Annotated in this window: 28 protein-coding genes and 1 pseudogene; 18 read left to right on the top strand and 11 right to left on the bottom strand. The window is 74.8% G+C overall.

Translation table 11 applies throughout. The annotated features are described in order from the left end of the window. Positions 1-53 precede the first annotated feature (53 nt). Both MXD57_RS09460 and MXD57_RS09455 read left to right on the top strand, forming a co-directional pair. Positions 54-1,211 (top strand): FAD-dependent monooxygenase, encoded by a 1,158-nt coding sequence (locus tag MXD57_RS09460; RefSeq protein WP_250400882.1) that lies wholly within the window; start codon positions 54-56, stop codon positions 1,209-1,211. A 298-nt stretch (positions 1,212-1,509) separates the two neighbouring features. After that, the gene (locus tag MXD57_RS09455) at positions 1,510-2,316 is read left to right on the top strand and encodes a potassium channel family protein (protein ID WP_250400881.1); all 807 of its coding nucleotides are present in this window, start codon (positions 1,510-1,512) and stop codon (positions 2,314-2,316) included. 379 nt (positions 2,317-2,695) lie between these two features. On the opposite strand, the gene MXD57_RS09450 is transcribed toward MXD57_RS09455, so the two are convergent. Further along, entirely contained in the window at positions 2,696-3,013 is a 318-nt protein-coding gene (locus MXD57_RS09450; RefSeq protein ID WP_250400880.1) for a hypothetical protein, read from the bottom strand. A gap of 73 nt (positions 3,014-3,086) precedes the next feature. On the opposite strand from MXD57_RS09450, the gene MXD57_RS09445 reads away from it, so the two are divergent. From MXD57_RS09445 to MXD57_RS09420, 6 genes are all read left to right on the top strand, one after another. Continuing rightward, a complete protein-coding gene (locus MXD57_RS09445) occupies positions 3,087-3,302 on the top strand; it encodes a hypothetical protein (RefSeq protein ID WP_250400879.1) in 216 nt (71 codons plus the stop codon). Between the two features lie 541 nt (positions 3,303-3,843). Then, a complete protein-coding gene (locus tag MXD57_RS09440) occupies positions 3,844-4,353 on the top strand; it encodes a hypothetical protein (RefSeq protein ID WP_250400878.1) in 510 nt (169 codons plus the stop codon). Positions 4,354-4,451: 98 nt separating this feature from the next. Further along, positions 4,452-5,984, top strand: coding sequence for an SPFH domain-containing protein (locus MXD57_RS09435; RefSeq protein WP_250400877.1), 1,533 nt, complete (start codon positions 4,452-4,454; stop codon positions 5,982-5,984). A 267-nt stretch (positions 5,985-6,251) separates the two neighbouring features. Beyond that, positions 6,252-6,656, top strand: coding sequence for a hypothetical protein (locus MXD57_RS09430; protein ID WP_250400966.1), 405 nt, complete (start codon positions 6,252-6,254; stop codon positions 6,654-6,656). 76 nt (positions 6,657-6,732) lie between these two features. Further along, positions 6,733-7,830 (top strand): hypothetical protein, encoded by a 1,098-nt coding sequence (locus MXD57_RS09425; RefSeq protein ID WP_250400876.1) that lies wholly within the window; start codon positions 6,733-6,735, stop codon positions 7,828-7,830. 371 nt (positions 7,831-8,201) lie between these two features. After that, positions 8,202-8,405, top strand: coding sequence for a cold-shock protein (locus tag MXD57_RS09420; protein WP_030736617.1), 204 nt, complete (start codon positions 8,202-8,204; stop codon positions 8,403-8,405). A gap of 89 nt (positions 8,406-8,494) precedes the next feature. Here the strand turns inward: MXD57_RS09420 and MXD57_RS09415 are convergent, their stop codons facing one another. Further along, positions 8,495-8,680: a hypothetical protein gene (locus tag MXD57_RS09415; protein WP_250400972.1), complete on the bottom strand. Its 186-nt coding sequence runs from the start codon at positions 8,678-8,680 to the stop codon at positions 8,495-8,497. Here MXD57_RS09415 and MXD57_RS09410 point away from each other — a divergent pair. The 3 genes and pseudogenes from MXD57_RS09410 to MXD57_RS09400 all read left to right on the top strand — a co-directional run. Continuing rightward, positions 8,654-9,040 (top strand): annotated as a pseudogene (locus tag MXD57_RS09410) (transcriptional regulator); the annotation flags it as partial. The gene MXD57_RS09415 and the pseudogene MXD57_RS09410 sit on opposite strands and share 27 nt — an antisense overlap. A 145-nt stretch (positions 9,041-9,185) precedes the next feature. Then, positions 9,186-9,770, top strand: a complete 585-nt coding sequence (locus MXD57_RS09405) for a sigma-70 family RNA polymerase sigma factor (protein ID WP_250400875.1) — start codon at positions 9,186-9,188, stop codon at positions 9,768-9,770. Between the two features lie 23 nt (positions 9,771-9,793). Beyond that, a complete protein-coding gene (locus tag MXD57_RS09400; RefSeq protein WP_250400965.1) occupies positions 9,794-10,519 on the top strand; it encodes an anti-sigma factor in 726 nt (241 codons plus the stop codon). A 100-nt stretch (positions 10,520-10,619) separates the two neighbouring features. Here the strand turns inward: MXD57_RS09400 and MXD57_RS09395 are convergent, their stop codons facing one another. The 3 genes from MXD57_RS09395 to MXD57_RS09385 are packed head-to-tail and all read right to left on the bottom strand — an operon-like array spanning position 10,620 to position 12,162. Further along, positions 10,620-10,964 carry a hypothetical protein gene (locus MXD57_RS09395; RefSeq protein ID WP_250400874.1) on the bottom strand — a complete coding sequence of 115 codons (345 nt, stop codon included), beginning with the start codon at positions 10,962-10,964 and terminating at the stop codon, positions 10,620-10,622. Then, entirely contained in the window at positions 10,961-11,581 is a 621-nt protein-coding gene (locus MXD57_RS09390) for an Asp23/Gls24 family envelope stress response protein (RefSeq protein ID WP_250400873.1), read from the bottom strand. The genes MXD57_RS09395 and MXD57_RS09390 overlap by 4 nt, the downstream gene beginning before the upstream one ends. Next, positions 11,578-12,162 (bottom strand): RNA polymerase sigma factor, encoded by a 585-nt coding sequence (locus tag MXD57_RS09385; RefSeq protein ID WP_250400872.1) that lies wholly within the window; start codon positions 12,160-12,162, stop codon positions 11,578-11,580. The genes MXD57_RS09390 and MXD57_RS09385 overlap by 4 nt, the downstream gene beginning before the upstream one ends. A 240-nt stretch (positions 12,163-12,402) precedes the next feature. Here MXD57_RS09385 and MXD57_RS09380 point away from each other — a divergent pair, with 240 nt between their 5' ends. From MXD57_RS09380 to MXD57_RS09350, 7 genes are all read left to right on the top strand, one after another. After that, entirely contained in the window at positions 12,403-14,058 is a 1,656-nt protein-coding gene (locus MXD57_RS09380) for a molybdopterin-dependent oxidoreductase (protein WP_250400871.1), read from the top strand. 68 nt (positions 14,059-14,126) lie between these two features. Continuing rightward, positions 14,127-14,786 carry a fasciclin domain-containing protein gene (locus MXD57_RS09375; protein ID WP_250400870.1) on the top strand — a complete coding sequence of 220 codons (660 nt, stop codon included), beginning with the start codon at positions 14,127-14,129 and terminating at the stop codon, positions 14,784-14,786. 155 nt (positions 14,787-14,941) lie between these two features. Further along, the gene (locus MXD57_RS09370) at positions 14,942-15,445 is read left to right on the top strand and encodes an Asp23/Gls24 family envelope stress response protein (RefSeq protein WP_250400869.1); all 504 of its coding nucleotides are present in this window, start codon (positions 14,942-14,944) and stop codon (positions 15,443-15,445) included. Between the two features lie 53 nt (positions 15,446-15,498). After that, positions 15,499-15,684, top strand: coding sequence for a hypothetical protein (locus MXD57_RS09365; protein WP_250400971.1), 186 nt, complete (start codon positions 15,499-15,501; stop codon positions 15,682-15,684). Beyond that, entirely contained in the window at positions 15,681-16,733 is a 1,053-nt protein-coding gene (locus MXD57_RS09360) for a DUF6286 domain-containing protein (RefSeq protein ID WP_250400868.1), read from the top strand. Before MXD57_RS09365 ends, MXD57_RS09360 begins: the two co-directional genes overlap by 4 nt. Then, positions 16,733-17,314: an alkaline shock response membrane anchor protein AmaP gene (locus tag MXD57_RS09355; RefSeq protein WP_250400867.1), complete on the top strand. Its 582-nt coding sequence runs from the start codon at positions 16,733-16,735 to the stop codon at positions 17,312-17,314. The genes MXD57_RS09360 and MXD57_RS09355 overlap by 1 nt, the downstream gene beginning before the upstream one ends. Further along, on the top strand, positions 17,304-18,218 hold the full coding sequence (locus MXD57_RS09350; protein WP_250400866.1) for a YihY/virulence factor BrkB family protein: 915 nt from the start codon (positions 17,304-17,306) through the stop codon (positions 18,216-18,218). Before MXD57_RS09355 ends, MXD57_RS09350 begins: the two co-directional genes overlap by 11 nt. On the opposite strand, the gene MXD57_RS09345 is transcribed toward MXD57_RS09350, so the two are convergent. Genes MXD57_RS09345 through MXD57_RS09320 form a run of 6 tightly spaced genes read right to left on the bottom strand, consistent with a single transcriptional unit; the run spans position 18,188 to position 24,446 of the window. Continuing rightward, positions 18,188-18,892, bottom strand: a complete 705-nt coding sequence (locus tag MXD57_RS09345) for an alpha/beta hydrolase (RefSeq protein WP_250400865.1) — start codon at positions 18,890-18,892, stop codon at positions 18,188-18,190. The two genes, MXD57_RS09350 and MXD57_RS09345, sit on opposite strands and share 31 nt — an antisense overlap. Then, positions 18,889-19,692 (bottom strand): DUF1295 domain-containing protein, encoded by an 804-nt coding sequence (locus tag MXD57_RS09340; RefSeq protein ID WP_250400864.1) that lies wholly within the window; start codon positions 19,690-19,692, stop codon positions 18,889-18,891. The genes MXD57_RS09345 and MXD57_RS09340 overlap by 4 nt, the downstream gene beginning before the upstream one ends. Continuing rightward, entirely contained in the window at positions 19,689-21,002 is a 1,314-nt protein-coding gene (locus MXD57_RS09335) for an SAM-dependent methyltransferase (RefSeq protein ID WP_250400863.1), read from the bottom strand. The genes MXD57_RS09340 and MXD57_RS09335 overlap by 4 nt, the downstream gene beginning before the upstream one ends. After that, entirely contained in the window at positions 20,999-22,408 is a 1,410-nt protein-coding gene (locus tag MXD57_RS09330; RefSeq protein WP_250400862.1) for an SAM-dependent methyltransferase, read from the bottom strand. The genes MXD57_RS09335 and MXD57_RS09330 overlap by 4 nt, the downstream gene beginning before the upstream one ends. Beyond that, a complete protein-coding gene (locus MXD57_RS09325; protein WP_250400861.1) occupies positions 22,405-23,139 on the bottom strand; it encodes a DUF1365 domain-containing protein in 735 nt (244 codons plus the stop codon). The genes MXD57_RS09330 and MXD57_RS09325 overlap by 4 nt, the downstream gene beginning before the upstream one ends. Then, positions 23,136-24,446 (bottom strand): NAD(P)/FAD-dependent oxidoreductase, encoded by a 1,311-nt coding sequence (locus MXD57_RS09320; protein ID WP_250400860.1) that lies wholly within the window; start codon positions 24,444-24,446, stop codon positions 23,136-23,138. The genes MXD57_RS09325 and MXD57_RS09320 overlap by 4 nt, the downstream gene beginning before the upstream one ends. Positions 24,447-24,512: the final 66 nt, after the last annotated feature.

The following is a 24,512-nucleotide window of genomic DNA, read 5'->3' as shown; positions in this document are numbered from 1 at the left end:
AGAACCTTGGATAGGATCACCTTCTACAGGTGTAGAAGAACCGGGGGGTCGGCATGGGCGGCAGGGCAGTGGTGGTCGGAGGGGGCATCGGCGGGCTTGCCGCCGCCATCGGCCTGCGCCGCGTCGGGTGGGACGTGACGGTCGTCGAGCGCGCGCCCGCGCTCGACGACGCGGGGGCCGGTATCTCACTGGCGGCCAACGGTCTGCGGGCGCTGGACGAACTCGGCGTCGGAGCGGCGGTACGGGAGGCCTCGCGGGGCCAGTACCGCGGCGGCACCCGCACACCACGGGGCGGTCGGCTGGCCCGCATGGACGGCTCGGCGCTGGAGAACGCGGTCGGCACGCCCATCATGGGCATCCCCCGCTCCACCCTGCACCGGCTGCTCCGCGACCGCCTGCCCGCCGCATCGCTGCTGATCGGCTCCGAGGCGACCGCTGTCGAGCAGACCGGCCCCGGGACGGTCCGGGTGCGCTGCGGCGACAGGGTCCTGGACGCCGACCTGACGGTGGCGGCCGACGGCATCGGCAGCAGGGTGCGCAGCCGCCTCCTCCCGGCCCACCCCGGCCCGGTCCACAGCGGCTCGACCGTGCTGCGCGCCATCACCGAGCACGCGGTCGATCTGCACGACGACTTCGAGCTGACCTGGGGCCGGGGCATGGAGTTCGGGCACATCGCCTTCCTGGACGGGCGGGCCGAATGGCACGCCGTCCTCGACCTCCCCGCCGGGACACGCTTCGCCGACCCCCTGACCTGGCTGCGCAGACGGTTCCGCACCTGGCACCACCCGATCCCCGCCCTGCTGGACGCGACCCGGCCCGACGCCGTGCTCCACCACGACGTCGACGAGCTCCGCACGCCGCTCCCCGCGTACGCGGTCGGCCGGATCGCCCTGCTCGGCGACGCGGCGCACGCGATGACACCCCATCTCGGGCAGGGTGCCTGCCAGGCGCTGGAGGACGCGGTCGTGCTGGCGGCCTCGCTCGGCACCGAGCCCACCGTCGAGGCCGCGCTCGCCCGCTACGACGCCGAGCGCCGGCCGCGCAGCCAGGCGGTCGCGCGGGCCGCCCGCCAGGCCGGGCGGATGGGCCAGCAGCTCTCCCACCCCCTGGGTGTCGCCCTGCGGAACACGGCGATGCGGCTGACACCCGGCCGGATCAGCACGCGGATGATCCTTCGGCACCACGCCTGGGTCCCGCCGCGGCTGACCTGACCCGCTCCACGCTCCGCAGCCTCGCCGCCGGGCACCCTCGCCGCGACGGGCCCAGCCACGGAACCGGCGACGTGGCGATCCGGCGATCCGGCGATCCGGCGATCCGGCGATCCGGTGGCCCCGCCGAGCCTTGCCCTCCGGCCCCGGGGGCCTCGCGTGGCCGCGTGGTCGCAGGGGGATCGCGGCCTCCCCTCGTCCCGCCCGCGCCGCCCGGCTCGGCCGCCCTCCTCCCGGGGAGGGGCCCGGAGCGCATGCCGCCATGACCGGCACACACGGCCCGATGCCACAATGGCGTGCCATGTCTGCCACACCTGCCATCAGGAATGAACGGCTCCGGCGCTGGGAGCAGCGCACCGGCGGCTGGCTCATCGGCCTCGCGGTGGTCTACCTCACGGCCTACGCGGTGCCGATCCTCGCCCCGGAACTCCCCCGCGCCTGGCGGAACACCGCCGCAACCGTGACCTTCGCCATCTGGGCGCTGCTGGCCGTCGAGTTCGTCCTGCGCTTCGTCATGGCCGGCAGCCGGTGGCAGTTCGTCAAGGTACGGCTGTTCGACCTGGCGACCCTGATCCTGCCGCCGCTGCGCCCCCTGCGGCTGGTGACCATCGTGTTCATGGTGGTGCGCCGCAACGCCTCCACTCTGGGCCGGGTCCGGCTGCGTCTGGGCACCTACGTGGGGGCCTGCACCGCTCTGCTGCTGTTCCTGTCCAGCCTGGCGATCCTCGACGTCGAGCGGCGCAACCCGGACGCCTCGATCACGACGTTCGGTGACGCCCTGTGGTGGTCTGTGACCACGGTCACCACCGTCGGTTACGGCGACCTCTATCCCACGACGACCGAGGGGCGCCTGATCGCCATCGCGCTGATGGTCGGCGGCATCGCGCTCGCGGGTCTGGTCACGGCGACGCTCGCGTCCTGGTTCATGGACCGGTTCTCCGAGCTCCGCGCCACCGAGGCCCGGACGAACAGCGAGATCTCCGCCCTCACGGAAGAGGTCCGCCGGCTCCGCGACGAACTGCACGCCCAGCGCCGCACCGTCCCGTCCGCCCCGGCGGCCGGCACCACCGGCGCCACCGAGGCAGGCGCCCCCTCCGGCCTGGCGTAGCCGGGCCGGAGGACCGGCCGGCGGCCGCGCCCGCGCGGGTGGCGAACGCGCCGCCGATCCGGGGCTCGGGCCGCGAGCGCGGGCACCGCGCACAGGTGACCGCGCAGCCGCGGGGTCCCGTGGTCCCGGCCCCAGGAACAGCGGGCGCGGTGCGGTCGCGGTGCGGTCGCGGACCGTATGAGGTCCAGGGCCTCCGCGTGCCTCCCGGCGCGAAGCCCGGCACCGCGCGCGGTCCGCCGTCACTGCCGGGATCCGGAAGCCTTCGATCGCCCGGACCGCACGGGCGCCGTGCGGACCGCCACCGTCCCGGCGCGCCCGGCCGACCGAGAGCCGGGCCCGGCGCCGGCGGCCCGGTCTCCCCGTCGTGCTCGCCCCGCATTCACCGTGCGAGCGGGCAGTCCCCCCAGACCGCGGCCAGGGCTTCGGGAATCTGCGGGACGTCGCGGCAGCCGTGGGCTCCACGCGGGAAGGCGTCGCTCGTGAGATAGGTCCAGCCGCCGGCGGACGTGAAGCGGAAGTACTTGGTGGCACTGCCCTCGTCCTGCATGCCCACGAGTTCCTCCTGCGTGGCACCGGGGGTCGCCTCGAAGCGGGTGGCGGCGTAGCCGACGTCTCCGCACCGGCCGTAGAAGAACTGCTGCGGCACCGGCCGGACGTGCACGAAACGGGGAAACGCGCGCTGGTACGACCCCGTCACGGCGGCCTTCACGGTGTCGCTGACGGTCAGGTTGCGGCAGTCGTTCCGGGCGGCGGGCGGGGAGAGGGTTCGCGTGGGAGCGGGGGACGCGCTCCCGGCCGTGACGGCGGAGGCGGACGACCGCGAAGGCGTGCGGGTGGCCGGGTTCGCCGGCTCGGTGGCGGCGGAGGCCGAAGGTGTGGCGGTGGCAGGAGCCCTCGGCGCGGTGCCGGCCGGCGCCGAGGCGCTCGCGGCGGGCGAGGACGCGGAGGGGGCGGACGAACCGGCGTGGGAGCCCGCCGCATCCTGACACCCCGTCAGCAGCAGGATGCCGCCCACCACCGCCGTCAGCGACGTACCCCTCAGACCCGGCACGGCAAGTCCTCTCCTCGATGGTGAAGCCACGGCCACGACCCGCGCGACCACCCGCCCGGAAGGTGGTGCCGTGCGGCCGGCCGCCGGCTCGTTCCCGGATCAGAAGTCGCTTCCGGTGCCGCGTCGGTCACCGTTCGCGACGGGGCGAACCGTGACCGACGCGGCACTCCAGCGCTGCGACCGGAAAGGTTTGCCGCACTAGACCCGTGGGCCGCCGCCGGGGTTGTGCGCACGGGCGTGCGGGAAGGTCTCGATTCCGCATACGCGCGCGCTTCGGGGTGCCGCACCGGCGAGCACCGGGGCCCCGGCGGCAGCCGGCGGCCGGCCCGGAGCGGGGCCGGTGCCGTCCGCCCGGCTGTCGACCGGCATCGAAAACGCGTGAACATTGCCGGAACCGGGAAATGAAACCCCCACCCTCAGGTGTCAGGATCACATCAGGACGAAGACCGGCGACGGACGAGAGGGGGACGGCACGCATGGCCTGGTTTCTGGGACTCGGCATCACGGGGGTCGTGCTGCTCGCCCTGTCGCTGGTCTTCGACGGGTTGCTGGACGGCGTGTTCGACGGCGCGCTGGGCGGCGGCCTCGACGGGTGGCTGTCGCTGCCGGTGGTCGCCGGATTCCTGGCGATGACGGGGTTCGGCGGTGTCATCACACAGGCGACCACGGGGGTGGGCCCGGTGGGAGCCGCCGGCGTCGGCGCGCTGACGGGGGTGGGCGCGGCTTGGCTGACATACCGCTTCAGCCGCGCCCTGATGCGCGACCGGACGGCGGCGGCTCCCACCGGGGACGACCTCATCGGCGCGTCCGGCAAGGTGGTGACCGCCATCCCGGCCGGCGGGTTCGGCGAGGTGCTGCTGCGCCTCGGCGGCCAGCCGGTCAAGCTCGCGGCGCGCAGCACGGCGCCCGTCCCCCTCGGCTCCGAGGTGTGGGTGGAGGCGGCGCCGTCCACGACGTCCGTCCTGGTGCGCCCGGTGGACCGCTGACCCGCGCCGCGTCCCGCGGCCCGTTCGCCAACTTCTCACCGCCCTGACGGGGCGGTCCTTCCAACCCTCCGGGGTGCTACGTGTCTGGGGGCACTGTCATGAGTCCTGTAGTCGTCGCCGTGATCGGAGTCGTCGTACTCCTGGTCCTGTCGGCTCTCGTCGTCGTCAGCCGCTACAAGGTGGCCGGTCCGAGCGAGGCGTTCATCATCACGGGACGCCGTGGCAAGAAGACCACCGATCCCGAGACCGGGCGGGTCTTCACCGACAACAGCGGGCAGAAGGTCGTCGTCGGCGGCGGCGTCTTCGTCGTGCCGTTCGTGCAGCAGAAGTTCACCCTGGACCTGTCCTCCCGGCACATCCCCGTCGCCGTGCGCGGCGCGGTCACCCTGCGCGGCGTGAAGGCCAACCTCGAGGGTGTGGCCATCGTGAAGGTCGGCGGCACCGAGGACTCCATCCGGGCTGCCGCACAGCGGTTCCTGATGCAGCAGGACGGCATCGTCGGCTTCACCCAGGAAGTGCTCTCCGGCGCGCTGCGCGCGATCGTGGGACGGATGTCCGTGGAGGACATCATCCGGGACCGGGCCGCGTTCGCCGGGCAGGTCGCCGAGGAGGCGGAGGCGAGCCTGTCGGGGCAGGGCCTGGTGCTGGACGCCTTCCAGATCCAGGACATCACCACCGAGGGCTCCTACCTGGAGGACCTCGGCCGCCCGGAGGCCGCCCGCGCCAAGCAGGAGGCCGACATCGCCGAGGCCGTGGCCCGGCGGGCGGCGGAGCAGGCCCGGCTGAAGGCGGAGGAGGAGATCGCCGTCGCCCAGCGGACGTTCGCGCTGAAGCAGGCGGAGATCAAGGCCGAGACCGACGAGGCCGGGGCGCGGGCCGCGGCCGCCGGTCCGCTCGCCGAGGCCGCCCGGCGGCAGGAGATCCTCATCGAGCAGGAGAAGGTGGCCGAACGGCAGGCCGCCCTGACCGACCGCCAGCTCGACACGCAGGTCCGCAAGCCCGCCGACGCGCAGCGCTACGCCGCCGAGCAGGAGGCGGAGGCCAAGCGGGTCGCGCGGGTGAAGCAGGCGGAGGCCGAGCGGCTGGCCGGCATCGCCGCCGCGCAGGCGGAGGCCGAGCGCGCGCGGCTGACCGGTGAGGGTGAGAAGCAGCGCAGGTCCGCACTGGCGGAGGCGGAGGCCGTCGAGGGTCTGAAGCAGGGTGAGGCCGAGCGGGCCCGGCGTGCGGCGGTCGCACAGGCGGTCCGGCTGGAGGGTGAGGCCGAGGCGGCGGCCATCGGCGCCAAGGGCGCCGCGGAGGCCGAGGCGATGCAGAAGAAGGCGGACGCGTTCGGGGCGTACGGCGACGCCGCGATCCTCCAGATGCTGGTGGAGGTGCTTCCGCAGGTCGTCGCCAAGGCGGCGGAACCGCTCGGCGCCGTGGACAAGATGACGGTCATCTCCACCGACGGAGCCGGGCAGCTTCCCCGGACGGTGGCCAACAACGTGGCGCAGGGACTCGAACTCCTCGGTTCCACCACGGGGGTGGACCTCGCGGAGATGCTGCAGGGCATCACCCGGCGCGGGCGCGACGACCGGGCGGAGAAGGCCGGTACCCCCGAGACCGGCGAGAAGATCGAGATCAGCGGCTGACGCCCCCGCCCGGACCGGCAGCCGCCGGCACGCTCGCCTCCCCGCCGCTCGCCGCGGCGGCGACGGCGAGCGTGCCGGCGTCCGCGCGGTCGCGGGCGTCAGGGGGCGTGCGGCCGGGCCGCGCCGCCCCTGGGACCGCGGGAACAGCCACATGCAGTCGTGCGACCCTCGCTCCCCACGGCAGGGGGGGGCGGGGCAGAGGGGGAGACAGTGACCACATGGGGACTCGTCGTCGAGACGACCGTGGGGACCGGGGACCGCAAGCACATGGAGGCGTCCGTGGTGGCGCACGTCACCGGATCCCGTACGGAGGCGCTCGCGGAGCTGGAGCGGCGGGCCCGCGTCCACCTGCCCGCGCATCCGCTCAGTGCCAGGCGCCGTCGGCTGCTGCGGCAGGGCGACGGGTTCCTGCTCGTCGTCGACGGCGCGTGGCAGTCGTTCGCCACGCGCTTCACGGTGGCGGAGCTGCTGGAGGACTCCGCCGCGCCCGCCGCCCCGCAGCTCGCGGCCGAGCAGCCGGCGGGCGGGACCGTTCGGGCGGCGGCCGGCCCCGTGCCCGCGCCGCCCGGACCGGAGCGGACTGCGCAGCCGGAGCCGGAGCCGGATGTCGAACGGTATGCGGACGGTGTGCCCGTCAGGCCGTCGTGGCTGGGGCGCGGCGACCTTCCGTGACACCGCTGCGCACGCGTGGGGTGACATAGGCTGCGCCTGTCGGCGCAGGACCCGGGAAAGGAAGAGACCGCAGGTCATGGCACGGGGGATACGGGGGCGGCGCCTGCTGCCCGGCAGGCGGGTGCTCGGGATCGTGGCGGTGGTGCTCGCCGTCGTCGCGGGCGCGACCTGGGCGGCGAAGCCGGTGTGGCAGCCCTGGTGGTACGCGGCGAAGCTGTGCGGGGGCAACCTGTCGGGCGGCGAACTCGCGGAACTGCTGCCGGACGAGAGGCTGCGGGCGGGCAAGGACACCTTCGGCTCCGGGAGCTCCTCGCTGCGGTGCGGGGTGGACAAGAGCGACGGCCGGCACTTCGCCCTCCTGATCGAGGCGGAGACCGACACGGGGAAGCGGCTGGGTCCGCTGGACATGGAGTTCGCCATTCCGAGGGAGCTCGACTACGCCTTCCCCCGGTCGGTACCCGGTTTCTACGGCCTGTTCGGCCCGGTGATCATCCAGGAGTGCCCGAAGCTCCGCCCCGATGCCGAGGGCCGCGAGCGGCGCCTCGTCACCAGGGTGTTCGCCAACGGCGTGGAGAGCGCCCCCTCACGCGAGTCCCTGCGCACGGCCGTGCGCATCGCCAACGGCGCCAACGTGGAGATCGGCTGCGGGGCCGAACCGCTGCCGCTGCCGGACCACGTCGCATCCGCCGGAAAGCTGTCCCTGGGCCGGGCGCGGAACACCATGTGCGGCTGGCTGGCCCGGGACACGCTGCCCAGGAGCCCGTCCGGCAGGCAATGGCAGGTGGTCGCCCCCACGGACGAGCGGGCGCCGATCACCAGTTGCTCGCTGGTCGACTCCGGTACGGGCGAGACGGCCGTACGGCTCACGGGCTGGTACGGCGATTGGGCGGAAGAGCCCTTCGAGCGGCTGCTCTCCTCCAACGCGCGGATCCCCGAGAGGCACAGCGCGAGCGAGGCGCTGCTCGGCACGCATTTCGGCCGTGCGAAGGCCCGTTGCGCCGGGGAGGTCGCCAACTTCCTCGCCGACAGCCACTCCCCGAACGCCTCCCGGTCGGTGCTGCCGATGAGCGACGTACGGCACCTGCTCAACGCGTTCGCGGCGGATCAGGCCGAGCGCCGAGGCTGCACCGGCCTGGAGCTGCCCGGCCCCACGGTCCACCCCGACGCGCCCTGACGGCCGCCCAGCGCGTCCGGTGTCCGGACGGCGGGCGTCCGGCGCCGGGCACGCGGGCGCCCCTTCGGGGACCGGTCGACGACGTACTCCGCCCGGACCGGGAAACACGCCGGAGGCCCAACGGACTCGGCGCGATGTCGAGTTGCGCCGGCACGCAAGTGCGGACGGCGGCGGACGAGAACGGCCCGACGCTCCGGAAAGTGCTCAGGTGCTGCGACCGGTACCTGTGTTAGCTTGCTGCCGGTTGCTGTTTTGGTTACCGGAGATTTTTTCTTTGCACAGCTTTCCGGATCTTTCCGGAGGGGTGATCATCGCGACCACTCGGATCCGTAAAACGCGGGTCCGGCACCGCCCCTCAAGGGAGATTCAATATGGCATCTGGCACCGTGAAGTGGTTCAACGCGGAAAAGGGCTTCGGCTTCATCGAGCAGGACGGCGGCGGCGCTGACGTGTTCGCCCACTACTCGAACATCGCCACCACCGGCTTCCGCGAGCTTCAGGAAGGCCAGAAGGTGACCTTCGACGTCACGCAGGGCCAGAAGGGCCCGCAGGCGGAGAACATCGTTCCCGCCTGACGCCGACGCGAAGCGCCGCGAGCCGCTGGTTCGCGCGCCGTGGGCCGGGGTCCGCACCCTTGGGGTGCGGGCCCCGGCCCATTCGCGTGTCACCGGTTCAGGGCGTCGTCCATGGTCGACTGCCAGTACGAGACCCGGATCGAGTCGTCGACGTACACGCCCTTCGCGGGCAGCGACGGACGTGCGGCGGCCCGTGCGCCCGTGTCGAAGTAGACCTCGAGGGACTTGGCCGTGTGGCCGTGGTGGCCGCTGCCGTCGTGCTGGAGGACCTGCATGTGCGGGTGGTGGAGAAGAGCGCGCCGCTCGCCTGGAACGACTTCGAGATGGGGGTCGGGTGCGGTGGCGGCGTGGGGACGGCGGCGTTCGGGACGGACCTCGACGCCGGGCGGCCCACGCTCACCCCGAAGGCCGGTCAGCGCGACTTCCCGTACAAGGTGAGCGAGTCCGACCCCGAGGTCTTCTACGTCTTCGCGGACGCGCGGGCGCACAACGTGAGCTGGTACCTGGAGCTGGACTGGTCCGGCGGCGACCGGCACGGCACCGTACGCGTCGACGACCGCGGCAGGCCCTTCCGGACCAGCGGGAACGTGGGACGCCCCGCGTACAGCCACCCGCTCGGCTCCTCCGAATGGGGCCCGCCCAGCCGGGGTGACGGCCGTCCGGTACCGGGGCGTGGGACGGCCCCGTCGGGGTATCCGCACTCTTTCCCCGTCAGGACCAATCCGCCGCCTCCCCGGGATCGGATTACGTCCGGAGATGTCGCAACCGCGGAGGCACCTTGTGAGAGAAGCCGTGTACATCGGCGCGAATCCCTCGTCCCGACCTGATCTGCAGGAGCTGATGGGCCGCGTCGCCCTGGGCGACGAGGACGCGTTCGCCTCCGTCTACGACGCCGTGGCCGGTCCGGTCCTCGGGGTCGTGCAGGCCGTGCTGCGTGACCCGGCCCAGTCGGAGGAAGTGGCGCAGGAGGTACTGGTCGAGGTGTGGCGGACCGCTCCCCGCTACCGGTCCGAGATCGGGACCGCCCTCAACTGGGTCCTCACGCTCGCGCACCGCCGCGCGGTGGACCGGGTGCGCTCGGTGGAGGCGGCGGCGGTCAGGGACCACAAGGCGGCCCTGCTGGCTCGGACGCCCGAGTTCGACGAGGTGACCGAACAGGTCGAGGCCAGGCTGGAACGGGAACAGGTACGGCGGTGCCTGCGCACGCTGACCGAGATCCAGCGGCAGGCCGTCACGCTCGCCTACTACCGCGGGCTGACCTACCGCCAGGTCGCGGAGGCGCTCGCCCTTCCGCTGGGCACCGCCAAGACCCGGCTGCGGGACGGTCTCATCCGGCTGCGCGACTGCCTGGGGGTGACCGCGTGACCACCACCGCCGACCTGCACCTGATGACCGGCGCCTACGCCCTGCACGCCCTGTCCGACGAGGAACACGCCGCGTTCGAGCGTCACCTGGCGGACTGCGAGGCGTGTGCGCAGGAGACCGCCGAGCTGTCCGCGACCGCGGCGCGTCTGGGGCTCGCCGCCACCGTGACGCCTTCGGCCGCCCTGCGCGGGCAGGTCCTGCGCCGGATCTCCTCCGTCCGGCAGGTGCCGCCCGGCACGACCGGGACGCGTCCGGTCCGGGCCGGACGCCGGGCGCGGCTGCTGTCCCGATGGGCGCTGGCCGCGTGTCTCGCGGCGGCCGCCACGCTCGGCGGTACGACGGTGTGGCAGCACCAGCGGGCCGAGGACGCCCTGCGGCAGGCGCGCAGCGCCCGGCAGGGCACCGCCGAGATCGCCGCCGTGCTGGCGGCGCCGGACGCGCGGACCCGGACCGCCGACCTGGGCGACGGCGCCACCGGCAGCGTCGTGGTCTCCCGGGAACGGGACAGGGCCGTGTTCGTCGCCTCCGGGATGGCCCGGCCCGCGGGGGGCAAGGTCTACCAGCTCTGGTACGACGACGACGGCACCATGCGGTCGGCCGGCTTCATGGATCCCGGCCGCACCGATCAGGCGGTGCTGCTGCGCGGCGGGGTGGACGGCGCCTCGGGCATGGGGGTCACCGTGGAACCGGCGGGCGGCTCCGCGGAGCCGAGCTCCACGCCGGTCGCGCTGCTGGGCTTCCCCACCTGAGACGCGGGCCCGGGCCGGTGCCGGGCCGGTGCCGGGGCGGGCGCCCGGCGGCGAGGTGCCGGGGCGTGCGCCCGGGCGCGGTGCCGGATCCCGCCCCGGATCAGACCAGGCCCGTCACCGTCACGGTCACCCGTGCCGGCGGGCCGCCCGGGGACAGCGCGGCCAGGTGTGCCTGGACGGCGTCGCGGACGGCGCGGGTCACGTCCACCGTCCGGTCCCGGCGCGACGCCACCACCTGGACGTCGACGTGCCAGCCCTCGGGGCCGGGCGTCAGACGGATTCCCGCGGCCGGCGGGCGGCCGGCGCCGGGCCCCGCGGCGGGGCCGGACCACGCCGAGCGGAGCCGGGCGGCCAGGCCCGGCTTGAGGAAGGCCACACCGGGCACGCCCTCCACGACCCCGGCGACGTCCTCGACGAGCGTGTCGTGCGCGATGTGCGCGGTCATGCGGTTCGCCCTTCCTGATCGCCGGCCGGGGCGTCGACGAGGTCGGTGACCCGGATGTCCACGGCCGCTATGACCATGCCCAGGTGCCGGTCAGCGGTTTCCCGCACACGCCGCCTCACCCGCTCCGCGAGCTCCGGCAGGCCGGCGCCGGCCGGGGCGTGGATGTCGAGGCGGAGTTCGACGGCGCCGGTGTCCGGGCCGTCGGCGGGCGCGAGGCGGCAGGAGCCCGCGCGGACGCCGTCGACCGTCTCGGCGGCCTCGCGCAGCGCGCGGGCCGCGACCGCTTCCATGATCCACAGGTCCTCGGCCGGTTCGCCCAGGGGAAGCGGCCGGCCGGGCCGCAGCTCCAGGCGGACGAGGTCCATGACCCGCCGGGTCAGTGGCCCGGCGTCGTACGCGTCGGTGCCCGGGAACTCCTCGCGCAGGCCGCGCACGGCCGTCTCCAGTTCGTCGAGTTCCCGTACGGCCCGGCGGCAGTGCGGGCAGCCGGTCCGGTGGGGGTCCTCCGTCCGCCGTTCCCAGTCGTCCCAGACCCGGGACAACGGCCTCCCGCACGGCAGGTGTTCGTCGTCGCCGTGGACACGGGCGTCGTCGGGCGGGTCGGTGTGGGTGGTCATCGCCAGGCCCCCAGTGCTCGTGTCAGGCAGCGGCGTGCGCGGAAGACGCGGGCCCGGACGGCCTCCTGGCTGAGGCCGACCGCGTCCGCGATGAACTCGTAGGACCGGCCGTCCAGTTCTCTCAGCACCCAGCAGGTGCGCTGTTCGGCCGAGAGGCGGTCGAGGGCTTCGCGCAGCTCGCGGACGGCGTCGCGGGACTCGGCGAGGCGCTCGGGGGAGGTGGTGTGCTCGGCCGCCGGCACCTCCCCGGCCGCCTCGAGGGGCGCCACGGGTCTGCGGGCCCGCAGCACGTTCAGGCAGCGGTTGGTGACGATGCGGTACATCCACGTGCCGAAGGACGCCCGTCCCTGGAACTCGGGCAGCCGGCGCCAGGCGCTCAGGAAGGCTTCCTGCACCGCGTCCTCCGCCTCCGCCGGGGTGCCCAGCAGTCGGGTGGCGAGCCGGATGAGCGCCGGTGCGTGGCGCTGCACGAGCACCGCGAAGGCGTCCTCGTCGCCCTCCGCGGCCCGGACCGTCAGCAGGGCGTCGTCGGTGACGCCCCCGACGTCCGGTGGTGCGGTCGGTGTGCGGGCCCCCGCCACTGGGCGGCTCCTCTCGTCCGGTCTCTCCAGGTTGGACACCTGTGCGCCGAGCCTGTGACGCGTGACCTCTTCGGCGGTCAGGCGCCGGCGGATGCACGACCGGAAGGGCCCGGGAGTCCGGGACACTCGATTTTTTCTCTTGTCTCCGTAGCGGTGCGGCACGCGGATGGGTGCGGAAAAAAGATTCACTCGATCGAGGGGACGGCCAATCCGGAACCCCCGCGGAACCGGATTCCCCACGTGACCGACGACGAGAAGGAACCGCGCGGGCCCTTGGGGCCGATCCGGGTGACGGCGGGCGCGCTCGCCGGTGCCGTGGCGGGCTTCGCCTCGCTGGCCACGGCCGAGCTGGTGTCGGCGGCGGTCCGTCCGCAGGCGGGACCGGTCGTCGCGGTGGGAGGGGCGGCGATCGACCGCACGCCCGCCGCCGTGAAGGACTGGGCCGTCCGGAATTTCGGCACCGACGACAAGCTGGTGCTGCAATGCGGAATTCTGGCGCTGCTGGCGCTTTTCGCGTTCGCCCTCGGAATCGCCGCGCTGCGCTTCCGGCGGACCGGCGCGGCGGGGGTTGTGCTGTTCGGCGTGGTCGGCGCGCTGGCGGCGACCGGCCGGCCCGACTCGAGCGGCCTGCCGGACGCCCTGCCCTCGCTGGTGGGCGCGGGCGCCGGGGCGGCTGTCCTCCTCGTCCTCGCGGGACGGCTCGCCGGGCGGCAGCCCGACTCCGGCGGGCGACCCGTGTCCGGGCGACCCGCATCGGGCGGAGAGCCGGATTCCGGCGGGCCGTCCGATCCGGGTGCCCGGGAGGACTGGGACCGGCGCGGGTTCGTGATCGCCGCCACGGTGGCGGCCGCCGCCTCCGCCGGGGCCGGAACGCTGGGCCGGGCGCTGAACGGTGCGAGCGCCCGGGGCGCGGTCGCCTCCCGCGACCGGCTGGTGCTGCCGGCGCCGGGCTCGCCCGCGGCCGCCGTGCCCCGGGGCGCCGGTCTGCGGATCCCCGGCGTGAGCCCGTTCATCACCCCCAACGGCTCCTTCTACCGGGTCGACACCGCGCTGGTGGTCCCGAAGGTGGACGCCACCACCTGGCGGCTGCGCGTCCACGGCAGGGGCGTGTCCCGTCCGGTCGAGCTCTCCTTCGACGATCTCCTCCGCCGCGACCTGGTGGAACGCGACATCACCCTCACGTGTGTGTCCAACGAGGTCGGCGGCCCGTACGTGGGTACGGCGCGCTGGACCGGCGCCCGGCTGGCCGACCTGCTGGCCGAGTGCGGGGTGCGGCCGCCGTCGCGGGGCGGCCCGGCCGACCAGCTCGTGGCCCGCTCGGTGGACGGCATGACCATCGGCAGCCCGGTCGAGGACGTCATGGACGGCCGGGACGCGCTGCTCGCCGTCGGCATGAACGGGGAGCCGCTGCCGTTCGAACACGGCTTCCCCGCACGGATGGTGGTGCCCGGTCTGTACGGGTTCGTCTCCGCCTGCAAGTGGATTACCGACATCGAGCTGACCACCTTCGACGCCTACGACCCCTACTGGGTCGAGCGCGGCTGGGCCCGCGAGGCACCCGTCAAGACGCAGTCCCGGATCGACACCCCCAGGCCGTTCGCCCGGCCCGGGGCCGGTCCCGTCATGGTCGCCGGGGTCGCCTGGGCCCAGCACCGCGGCATCGGCAAGGTCGAGGTACGGGTCGACGACGGCCCCTGGCAGGAGGCCCGGCTGGCCACCGAGGACAGCCGTGACACCTGGCGCCAGTGGTCCTTCCCCTGGCAGGCCACCAAAGGCGGTCACACGCTCACCGTGCGCGCCACCGACCGCTCCGGCCGGGTGCAGACCGACAGACGCACCCGGACCGTCCCCGACGGTGCCAGTGGACGGCACTCCGTCGTGGTCACCGTCGAGTGACCCCCTGAACCACCTCTTTTCCCTCACACAGGGCAGCTCGTGCTGCCGCTACCCACAGGAGAAACCGCATGAACACCCGTATCAGCCGGATCGCCGTGACCCTGGCCGCCGCGGCCGTCCTGCCGCTCGCGCTCAGCGCCTGTTCCGACGGCGGCAGCGACTCCGACAAGTCCGACTCCGCGTCGAAGGCGTCGGCGCCGGCGCCGGCCGGCGCCTCGGACGACGGCATGGGCAGCTCCGCCTCGGCGATGGACGAGCCGTTCGGGCCCGCCTGCTCCTCCGTGCCCGAGAACGGTGCCGGTTCCTTCGACGGCATGGCCAAGGACCCGGTGGCGACCGCCGCCTCCAACAACCCGGCCCTGTCCACCCTGGTCTCCGCCGTGCAGAAGGCCGGTCTGGTCGACACGCTCAACAACGCGCAGGACATCACCGTGTTCGCCCCGACCAACGACGCCTTCAAGAAGATCCCCAAGGCCACCCTGGACAAGGTCCTGGCCGACAAGGCCGAGCTGACGAAGATCCTCACCTACCACGTCGTCGGCCAGAAGCTCGCGCCGAAGGACCTGGAGAACGGCTCCTTCCCCACCCTGGAGAAGTCGAAGCTCGCCACGTCCGGCTCCGGTGAGTCCTACACCGTCAACGACTCCTCGAAGGTCGTCTGCGGCAACGTCAAGACCGCCAACGCCAACGTGTACATCGTCGACACGGTGCTGATGCCGTCCTCCTGACGGTGCGCCCGACGGGGGCCCGGACCGCTCGGTCCGGGCCCCCGTCCGCGTTCCACCGGACCCTTCCGGGAACTTCCGCGTCACAACGGCGGCCGGAGCGGGTCCGAAGACATGCAGGCACCACAGGAACGAGCCGACGCGGGAAGGACACCACCATGACCACCCAGAGCACGGTCACCGTCAAGGACACCCACGCAGCCGGGACCGGCGGCAGGACCGAGGGCACCACGGCGCTGGCCGGCGGCTCCGCCGGCGCGGACCAGCCCGCCGCGAACCGCGGCCGGACCTCGATCGCCGACCTCGTCGTCGTGAAGGTGGCGGGCATCGCGGCCCGGGAGATCCCGGGCGTCCACGACATGGGCGGCGGGCTGTCGCGCACCATCGGCGCCGTCCGCGACCGGGTCCCGGGCGGCCGGCCCAACGTGGGGCGCGGCGTCAAGGTGGAGGTGGGCGAGCGGCAGACGGCCGTGGACCTGGACCTGGTCGTCGAGTACGGCGTCCCCATCACCGACGTGGCCCGGGACGTCCGCGAGAACGTCATCGCGGCGGTGGAACGCATCACCGGGCTGGAGGTCGTCGAGGTGAACATCACCGTCAACGACGTACGGCTGCCCGACGAGGAGGAGCCCACCACCGGCGCCGAGGCCCGCGTGGAGTAGCGGTACGGGGGAATGCGCAGGCGGCAGCGGAACCAGTCGGGAGGTGAACGGGCGTGGACGCGCCGTTCGTTGGGATGATCGCGGGGATGGCCCTGGCGTTCGCCGGATACTTCGGCGGCTTCGGCGCGTTCCTGCTGGTGGCCGCGCTCGGCGGGGCCGGCTGGGCGGCGGGCCGCTGGGCCGGGGGCGGCGCGGGTGCCCGGGAGTTGCGGGAGATGTTCGAGCGGAGCCGCCGATGACCACCGCCGCCCGGCGGGGCACCACGACGGTCACCGACCGGGCCGTGCGCCGGATCAGCGAGCGGGCGGCCGACGAGGCGCTGCGGGGCCGGGCCGGCGCGCGGACCACGAAGAGCGCCGCGTCCGTGCGGGGGCGCCGGGCCGGGGTCGCGCTCGGCATGACGCTCCCCTATCCCGCGCCCCTGGCGGAGACGGTCCGGAGCGTGCAGGAGCATGTGTCGTTCCGCACGCGGGAGTTGAGCGGACTCGACGTGCCCCCCGCACGGATCGAGGTCACCGCGCTGTGCCCCGCGGCGACCGGCGGGCAGGCGCAGGCCCCGGGCGATGGGGACACGGCGGCCCCGGGGGGCGGGACCGCGCCCACGGCCGCCCCGCCGGTACACACGCCCAGGCGGTCGTGGTCCGGGCGCCGGCTGCCGGCGGCCGTGGTCGCCGCGGCGGCGGCCCTGCTCTGCGGCGCCCTGGGCGCCGATCTGATCCGGGTGCGCACCGCGCACCGGCCGGCCTCCGCCTGGCGGGTCCTCGCGGTGCACTGGCTGCCCGGGCACGGGCCGGGCGACGCGGCCGTGGTCGCCGCGGGCGTGCTGACGGCCCTGCTCGGGCTGTGGCTGGCCGTCCTCGCCGCCACTCCCGGGCTGCGCCGCCGGGCGACCGTGCGCACCCCGGCGCCGGGGGTCGTGGCGACGGTGGACCGCACGGCCGTCGAGTCCCTGGTGCGTGACGCGGTGACCGCGGTGCCCGGCGTCGGGCCGGTCCGGGTCCGGATGCGCCGTCGCCGGGTGACCGTGCGGGCCGGACTGCTGTTCGGGGAGCACGCGCAAGCCCGGGCCGCCGTCACGGCCGCGGCCGGCGGTGCGCTGACCTCCTGCGCGCTGCGCCGCTCGCCGCGGCTGCGGGTGGGGCTCGTCCAGGAGGCCGTGTGGCAGCCACCGGCACCGGACACGGGCGCGGACACGGACACGGACACGGAGACGCGGACGGACGGGGAGAAGGCCGGATACGGTGCCCCTGGCCCCGCCCCCGGCGGCGTCGTGGAAGGGAGGTCGTGATGCGCCGGACCCGCACCGTCGTCAACCGGTCGCTCCTCGGCGTCACCGGTCTCGTGCTCGTGCCGATGGGCGTGTGGCTCTCGGTCACCGGCACGTCCCTCGCACGCCGGCTGCCGTCGGGGTGGCCCGTGCCGTCCGGCGGCCGCCTGCCCGCCCCGGACCGGCTGGACCGGCTGCGCGGCGAGGACTGGTGGCCGCCCTCCCTCCTCGGTGCCGTTGCCGTGCTGACCGCCGTGTTCACCTGGTGGTTCCTGGCCCAGTTCCGCTCGGGCCCGGCCCGGTCGCTGCCGCTGGCCGCACCGGGCGGCACGGTGCGCTCCGGGGCCCTGGCGGAAGCGCTGGCGCTGCGCGCGGCGGCGGTCCCCGGGGTCGCCCGCGGCCGCGCCCGCGTCGTGCCCAGGTCGCGGCGCCGCCTGGAGGTGCGGTTGCGTGTCTGGCTCGGCCCCGGCACCCGGCCGGCCGACGTGCTCCCGGCCCTGTGCGCCGTGACGGCGGAGGCGGAGCGGTCGGCGGCCCCGTACACCGCGCACACCCGGCTGCGCGTCAGCGCCATCCGGCACCGGACGCCGCATGTCCGCTGACCCGTTCCCCGACGACGCGGACCGTCGTACCGAACGCGCCCGGCCGCTCGCCGCGTGGTGGCCGGCGCTGCGGCGCACACCGGTGTCCCTGTGGAACGACGACATCTCGGACTACGCGGCCGCGCTGACCTACTACGCGATCCTGGCCCTGCTGCCCGCCATGCTCGTCGCCGTACTGGCGTTCGGCCTGATCAGTCCGGACACCGCCAGGGACTTCGTCACCCACGTCACCGCGTACGCGCCCGCCGAGTCCGCCGCGGACCTGCACGCCGCCCTCGTCCGCATGCTGGCCGTGGACGGCGGTACATGGCCGCTGCTGGTGGCCGCTCTCGCGAGCGCTCTGTGGTCCGCCTCCAGCTACCTCGCCGTCTTCCGCCGGGCCCTGCACCTCATGCACCGGGTGCGGGACGTGCGCTCGCCCTGGCGCAAGGCGCACCGCATCGTCCTCACCGCCCTCGCGCTGCTCGCCCTGCTGCTGACCGGCTCCCTCGCGCTGCTGCTCACCGGACCGCTGGCCGAGACCGCCGGCCGGGTCCTGGGGCTGGGCACCACCGCGGCCTGGGCCTGGAACGTCCTGCGCCGGCCGCTGCTGCTGTGCCTGGTGGCGCTGATCGTCGTGGTCGTCTTCCACACCGGTCCCGCCGAGGCCCGCCGGCACGGCCACAGCGTGCCCGGCGGTGTCCTGGCGGCCGTCCTGTGGCTCGTCGTCTCGGCCGGGTTCGCCCTCTACGCCTCCACCCTGGGCACGTACAGCAGGCTCTACGGCTCCCTCGCCGGGATCGTGGTCTTCCTCGTCTGGCTGTGGCTGTCCAACCTGGCCCTGCTCACCGGCGCGCAGTTCACCGCCGAACTCGGCAGGGACCCCACCGCCCGTCACAGCACCGGCACGCTCCCGGAGGCGTAGCACCGCGGCGGCAGCGGATCGGGGTGGCCGGCGGGGTCGAGAAGGTGGGCGACGACGGCGGCGGTGGTGCCGTGCCAGAGGCGGTACCGGCGCAGCATCGCGTGATCACCGTCCCCTACGAGCGCCATCGCCGCCCGGTCCGCCGTGCCGCGCGCCCGGCGGACGCAGGCCGCCGAATCGGCGGGTGAGGTGACGCGGTCCCGCTCCCCGTGCAGGACGACGAGGTGACGGCCCGTCGTCTGGTGCACCGGTTCGTCCGCCGGCCACCAGGGGGCCAGGGCGACCACGGCACGCACCTGGGGATGTCCCGCCGCGCGCAGCACGGCCCGGCCGCCCATGGAGTGGCCGACCAGCACCGTGGGCACGGGGCCCGCCAGTCCCGCGAGGGCGGCCAGCGCCTCGAGGGTGTCCGGCACGGGGTCGGCGTGGGCGCCGTTCCAGCCGCGCAGGCGGTAGCGCACCGCTGCGAGCAGGACGTCCTCGTGCGGCAGCCGGGCCCTGATCGCCCGGTGGAAGGGGCGCATCCGCAGGGCCGCCGGGTGCCAGGGGCGGGCGGGGCCGGTGTCGTTCGCCCGGCCGCCGTGCAGCACGAGCACGGCGGCGCGGGGACGCTTCGGCAGCAGCAGCGGTACGAGGGCGCCGCCCGGCGCCGGCTGCCGGCCCGGGCCGGTCACGGACGCCTCGGCGGGCGGGGGAAGAAGCCGCTGGTGCGGGCCTGGTAGGCGGCCCAGCCGGGCCTGCCGGCCATGTGGCGTTCCAGCAGCCGCTTGCCGCTGCCGCGCACCAGCAGCACGCTCATCACCACCGGGGACACCAGGGAGACGGCCGCCGCGGCGGGCGAGTCGCAGGCCAGGAGGTACAGGCCCCACCAGACGCAGAAGTCCCCGAAGTAGTTCGGGTGCCGGGTCCACGCCCACAGCCCCCGGTCCATGATCCTTCCCCGGTTGGCCGGATCGGCCTTGAACCCCGCGAGCTGCGCGTCCCCGACCGCCTCGAAGGCGAGGCCGGCCGCCCACAGCGCGGCGCCCGCCCAGGTGAGGAGGGACGGCGGTCCGGGCACGTACTGCGCCGCCTGCACTGGCAGGGACACCAGCCAGACCAGGGCGGCCTGCAGCAGGTAGACCATGCGCAGCGCGTAGGCGTTCCGGTTGCCGGGCGCCCTGGCCAGCATCGCCTCGTAGCGCGGGTCCTCACCGTGGCCCCGGCCCCGCCGGGCGATGTGGACGGCCAGCCGCAGTCCCCACAACGCGGTCAGCGCCGTGACCAGGACCCTGCGCACCGGGTCTCCGTGCCCGGTGGAGGACGCGAAGGTCACGGCGGCCACGGCGGTGAAGCCGATGCCCCAGGCGACGTCCACGATCCGGTGCACGCCCGCGCGCACGGCGACGGCGAAGGTCACCAGCATGACCGCGAGGACCGTGGCGGCGGCCCGGGCCAGGTTGAGGGCGAACGCCTCCCACGGGAAACCGCTCACGTCTTCCGCAGCCCCTCGTACCAGCCGGACGTGGTCGCCGGCATACCGGAGGCTCCGTCCCGGCCGGGCCGTACGGCCAGGATCTGGTCGACACCCATGCGTCCCTCCTCGAAGGCCAGTGCCCCGCCGACGAGGTAGAGCCGCCACACCCGCGCGGTCTCCTCACCGACCAGTGCGGTGAAGTCCGCCCAGCGGTGCTCCAGGGTGCGGTGCCAGGCGGTGATCGTGCGGACGTAGTGCTCGCGCAGCGACTCGGTGTGCCGGACCTCGAGACCGGCCGCCTCCAGCAGGCCGGTCGTCCCACCCAGCGGGCGCATGTGCATGTCGGGGGCGATGTACGCCTCGATGAAGGGCCCGCCTCCGGGGGCGCTGCGGCCGCGGGACATCTGCTGCACCAGCACCCGACCGCAGGGCCGGACGAGCCGGTGCAGGGCGGCGGCGAAGGCCGGGTACTCGGCGTCGCCGACGTGCTCGCCCATCTCGATGGTGCCGACGGCGTCGAAGCCGCCGCCCGCGATGTCCCGGTAGTCCTGGCACACCACTTCCACCCGGTCGGTCAGGCCGCGCTCGCGCACCCGCTCGCGCACGTACGCCGCCTGCTCGGCCGCGAGGGTGACGGCGGTGACCAGGGCACCGTGCCGTTCGGCCGCGTGCAGGGTCAGCGCCCCCCAGCCGCAGCCGATGTCCAGCAGCCGGGCGCCGGGCTTCAGGGCGAGCTTGCGGCAGATCAGTTCCAGTTTGGCCCGCTGGGCGTCGGCGGGTGTGAAACCGGGGGCGTCGCTCGCCCAGTAGCCGCAGGAGTAGGCCATGGTGTCGTCGAGGAGGAGGGCGTAGAACTCGTTGGACAGGTCGTAGTGATGGCTGATGGCGGCCCGGTCCCGGATCCGGCTGTGCAGGCCGCCGCGCAGCCGGGCCTGGGAGGCGGGAGTGGGCGGCGGCGGGCCCACGACGCCGAGGCGTACGGCGGCGGCGAGCGCCCTGGCCCGGTCGGCGGGGGTGAGCCGGGGCGGGCGCAGGCCGCGTTCCCTCGCGGCCGCCCACATCGTGCGCAGGCCGTCGCCGAGATCGCCCTCGACGTCGAGTTCGCCCGTGACGTAGGCCTGGGCCAGGCCCAGTTCACCGGGCTGCCACAGCAGGCGGCGCAGCGCGCGGCGGGACCGCAGCACGACCAGGGGCGCGTCCGCCGGGCCCGACTCGCTGCCGTCCCAGGCGCGCAACCGCACGGGCAGGGGGCCGCCGAGCGTCTCCGCGGCGAGGGCGGCGAGCCGGTGCGCGGCACCGCGCCGGGCGGCAGGCTGGAGAGCGGTCATCGGGCGGTGCCCTCCTTCGTGAAGAGGTACTGCTGTACGTCGAGGTAGCCGGCCCTGAAGCCGGCCTCGGAGTAGGCGAGGTAGAAGGTCCACAGACGGCGGAAGGTCTCGTCGAAGCCGAGCGCCCCGACCGTCTCGGCGCGCTCGGTGAACCGCTCCCGCCACAGGCGCAGGGTCTCCGCGTAGTGGGCGCCGAAGGCGTCGCGGCGCACGGGGCGCAGCGAGGTGTGGTCGCGGACGGTCTCCTCGATGGCCCGGGTGGAGGGGATGATGCCGCCGGGGAAGACGTACTTGTGGATCCAGGTGAAGGTGTCCCGGGCGGCGAGCATCCGCTCGTGCGGCATGGTGATGGCCTGCAGCGCGACCCGGCCCCCGGGTTCCAGCCGGTCGTCCAGCGCGCGGAAGTACACCGGCCAGAACTCCGCGCCGACCGCCTCGACCATCTCCACGCTGACCACGGCGTCGTACGTGCCGCGTGCCTCGCGGTAGTCGCGCAGTTCGACGGTGACCCGGTCGTCGAGCCGTGCCGCGCGCACCCGTCGCAGGGCCAGCTCGCGCTGCTCCCGGGAGAGGGTGAGCGAGGTGACCCGGGCGCCGCGGGCCGCGGCGCGCAGGGCCAGTTCGCCCCAGCCGGTGCCGATCTCGAGCAGGCGGGTGCCCTCGCCCACGCCGGCCAGGTCGAGCAGCCGGTCGATCTTGTGCCGCTGGGCCGCGGCGAGCTGTTCCGGACTCGCGGGGAAGCCTCGGAACACCGCGGAGGAGTAGGTGAGGGTGTCGTCGAGGAACAGGGCGAACAGGTCGTTCGACAGGTCGTAGTGGCGGCTGATGTTGGAGCGGGAGCCGTCGGGTGTGTTGCGTTCCTCGCCCGGGTGCCGCGGCGCCCACAGACCACGCAGCCGTTGCAGCGGCGCCGGGACGAGATCGGCGGCGTGCGCGGCGAGCACCGTGAGGGCGGCGACCAGGTCGGGCGCGTCCCATTCACCGGCCATGTACGACTCGCCGAACCCGACCAGGCCGCCGGTGCCGAGGCGGGCGTGGAAGGCGGCCGGATCACGCACCTCCAGCAGCGGCCCACCCCGGCCGACGGGCTCCGCGCCGGCGAACCGGGCCCGCAGCGGCAGCCCGCGCAGGGCCCGGCGGACCAGGGCCCCGGTCACGGCGGTGCGCGCCCGCGAGGCGGTGGGAACGCGGGCGACGTCGGGCCAGCGGCCGGGGTCGGCGGTGGCGCGCCCGGTCCGGGCCCCGGGTCCGGCGGTGGCGGGCACGGCGGCGGGAGCACTCCCCGCCGGGCGTGCGCCGGGTGCGGCGGGGGCGTGCGGCGCCGATCGTGCGACGGGTACGCCGGCGGTGGGGGCCGCCGGTGCGCCGCGTCCGTCCGGGGTGGTGCCGGGTCCTGCTGTCCTCATGTCGTGTTCTCCGGGATGCGGTGGTCGTGGGGCCGGGGCTGGACGGGCAGTCCCCGCAGGTAGAGGCGTATGCCGTGGGCCCTGATGGCGGCCGAGACGGCGAGCGTGGACCAGGGGCGGCGCAGGGCCAGCCGCAGCAGCGCCGCCGGGGTCGCCGCCCGCCGGGTGCCGCGCACCGTCGCGGTGAAGGCCCGGCCGCCCGCTCGGTCCAGGTGCACGGTCAGGTCCAGCCGTTGCGCCGGTGGTGGCAGCCGCATGCGGTACGCGCCGTCGACCGGGAAGAACGGCGAGACGTAGAACTCCTTGCCGGTGCGGGCCGTGCCGGTCGCGTCCGGACGCAGGAGGTAGCAGTGCCGGCCGCCGTAGGTGTTGTGCACCTCGGCGACGACGCAGCGCAGTTCGCCGCCGGGCCCGTGGCACCAGTACAGGGAGAGCGGGTTGAAGACGTGCCCGAAGACGCGGGCGTGCGTGAGCATCGTGACGCGTCCGCCGTCCAGGCGGACGCCGTGTTCGGTGAGGAAGGCGTCCAGACCGGCCCGGATCGAGGGCTGGTCGCCGGTGAAGTGGTCGCGGGGGTCGAACCGGGCGAGCGGCCGCAGGAGGCGCGGCAGGCGGGGCGGTCGGTCGGGGTCGACGAGCCACAGGTAGGTGCGGTGCCGCAGCGCGTGGCGCGTGGGGCCGGTACGCACATGGGTGATCGTGCACGGGTAGAGGGCGCTCGCGGTGTTCACCAGCGCGCTCCCAGCGCGGCGGCGGCCGCCACGCCGGAGCGGCAGCCGTCCTCGTGGAAACCCCAGCCGTGGTAGGCGCCCGCGAACGCGCACACCGGGCCGTTCAGTTCGGGCAGGAGCCGCTGCGCGGCCACCGACTCGGGCGTGTAGACGGGGTGTTCGTACACCATGCGGGAGAGCACCCGGCCGGGTGCGACGCGGTCCTCACCGCCGAGCGTGACCACGAACGTCTCGTCGGCGTCCAGGCGTTGCAGCCGGTTCATGTCGTAGCTGACCCGCACCCGGTCCGCGTCGGCCGCGCACGCCGGCATCAGGTAGTTCCAGGAGGCGCGGGCGCCCGGGGCCCGGGGCAGCAGCGCGGTGTCGGTGTGCAGCAGTGTGCTGTTGCGGGAGTAGCGGAAGGCCCCCAGCACCTCGCGCTCCGGTCCGCTCGCGTCCGCGAGCAGCCGCAGGGCCTGGTCCGGGTGGACCGCGATCACCACGGCGTCGTACGACTCGGTGCTGCCGTCCCCGGTCGTGACGTCGGCCCCGTCGGTGTGCCGCCGCACGGCTCGCACGGGCGTGCCGGTACGGACCTCGGGGAGCTGCTTGGCGATCCGGTCGACGTACTCGCGCGAACCGCCGCTCACCGTGCGCCACACCGGCGACCCGGTCACCGACAGCATCCCGTGGTGCTCCAGGAACCGGAACAGGTAGGCGGCCGGGTAGCGCTGGGCGGTGGCGGCGTCGCAGGACCACACGGCCGACACCACCGGCGTCATGAAGTGGGCGCGGAAGTAGGCGGAGAAACCCTCCCGGTCCAGGAACCCGCCCAGGGTGAGGCTCTCGTCGGCCCCCTCGGCCAGGAGCCTTCCGGCGGCCCGGTGGAAGCGGGGCACCTCGGACAGCAGCCGCAGATAGCGGCCGCGCAGCAGGTTGCGGGGCTGGGCGAAGAGCCCGGCCGGGCCGCGGGCGCCCGCGTACTCGAGACCGCAGCCCTCGCACCGCACCGACATGCTCATCTCCGACTCCCGCGTCTCGACGCCGAGTTCGTCGAAGAGTCGCAGCAGGTTCGGGTAGGTCCGCCGGTTGTGCACGATGAAGCCGGAGTCGACACGGTGCACCCGGCCGTCCGAGGGGGAGGTCAGCTCGTGGGTGTGCGCGTGTCCGCCGAGCCGGTCGTCGGCCTCGTACAGGGTGACGTGACCGGCGCGGGCCAGGAGGTGGGCGGCGGTCAGTCCCGCCACCCCGGACCCCACCACCGCCGTCCGCCGTCCGGCGCGCGTCGTGTGTGCCGGGCCGTCGGGGACCTGCGACGTCCGCTCCATCGTCTCTCCTCCGCGCTGCGTGATCAGCCTTGCGCGGGTAATCCGGAGCAGGACGGAGGACGGATT

The sequence above is a fragment of the Streptomyces cellostaticus genome (assembly GCF_023630175.1).
In the GTDB taxonomy this organism is placed as follows: Bacteria; Actinomycetota; Actinomycetes; order Streptomycetales; family Streptomycetaceae; genus Streptomyces; species Streptomyces cellostaticus_A.
Note: the sequence above shows the minus strand (reverse complement) of the source record. Positions and strands in the feature narration are given on the sequence as shown.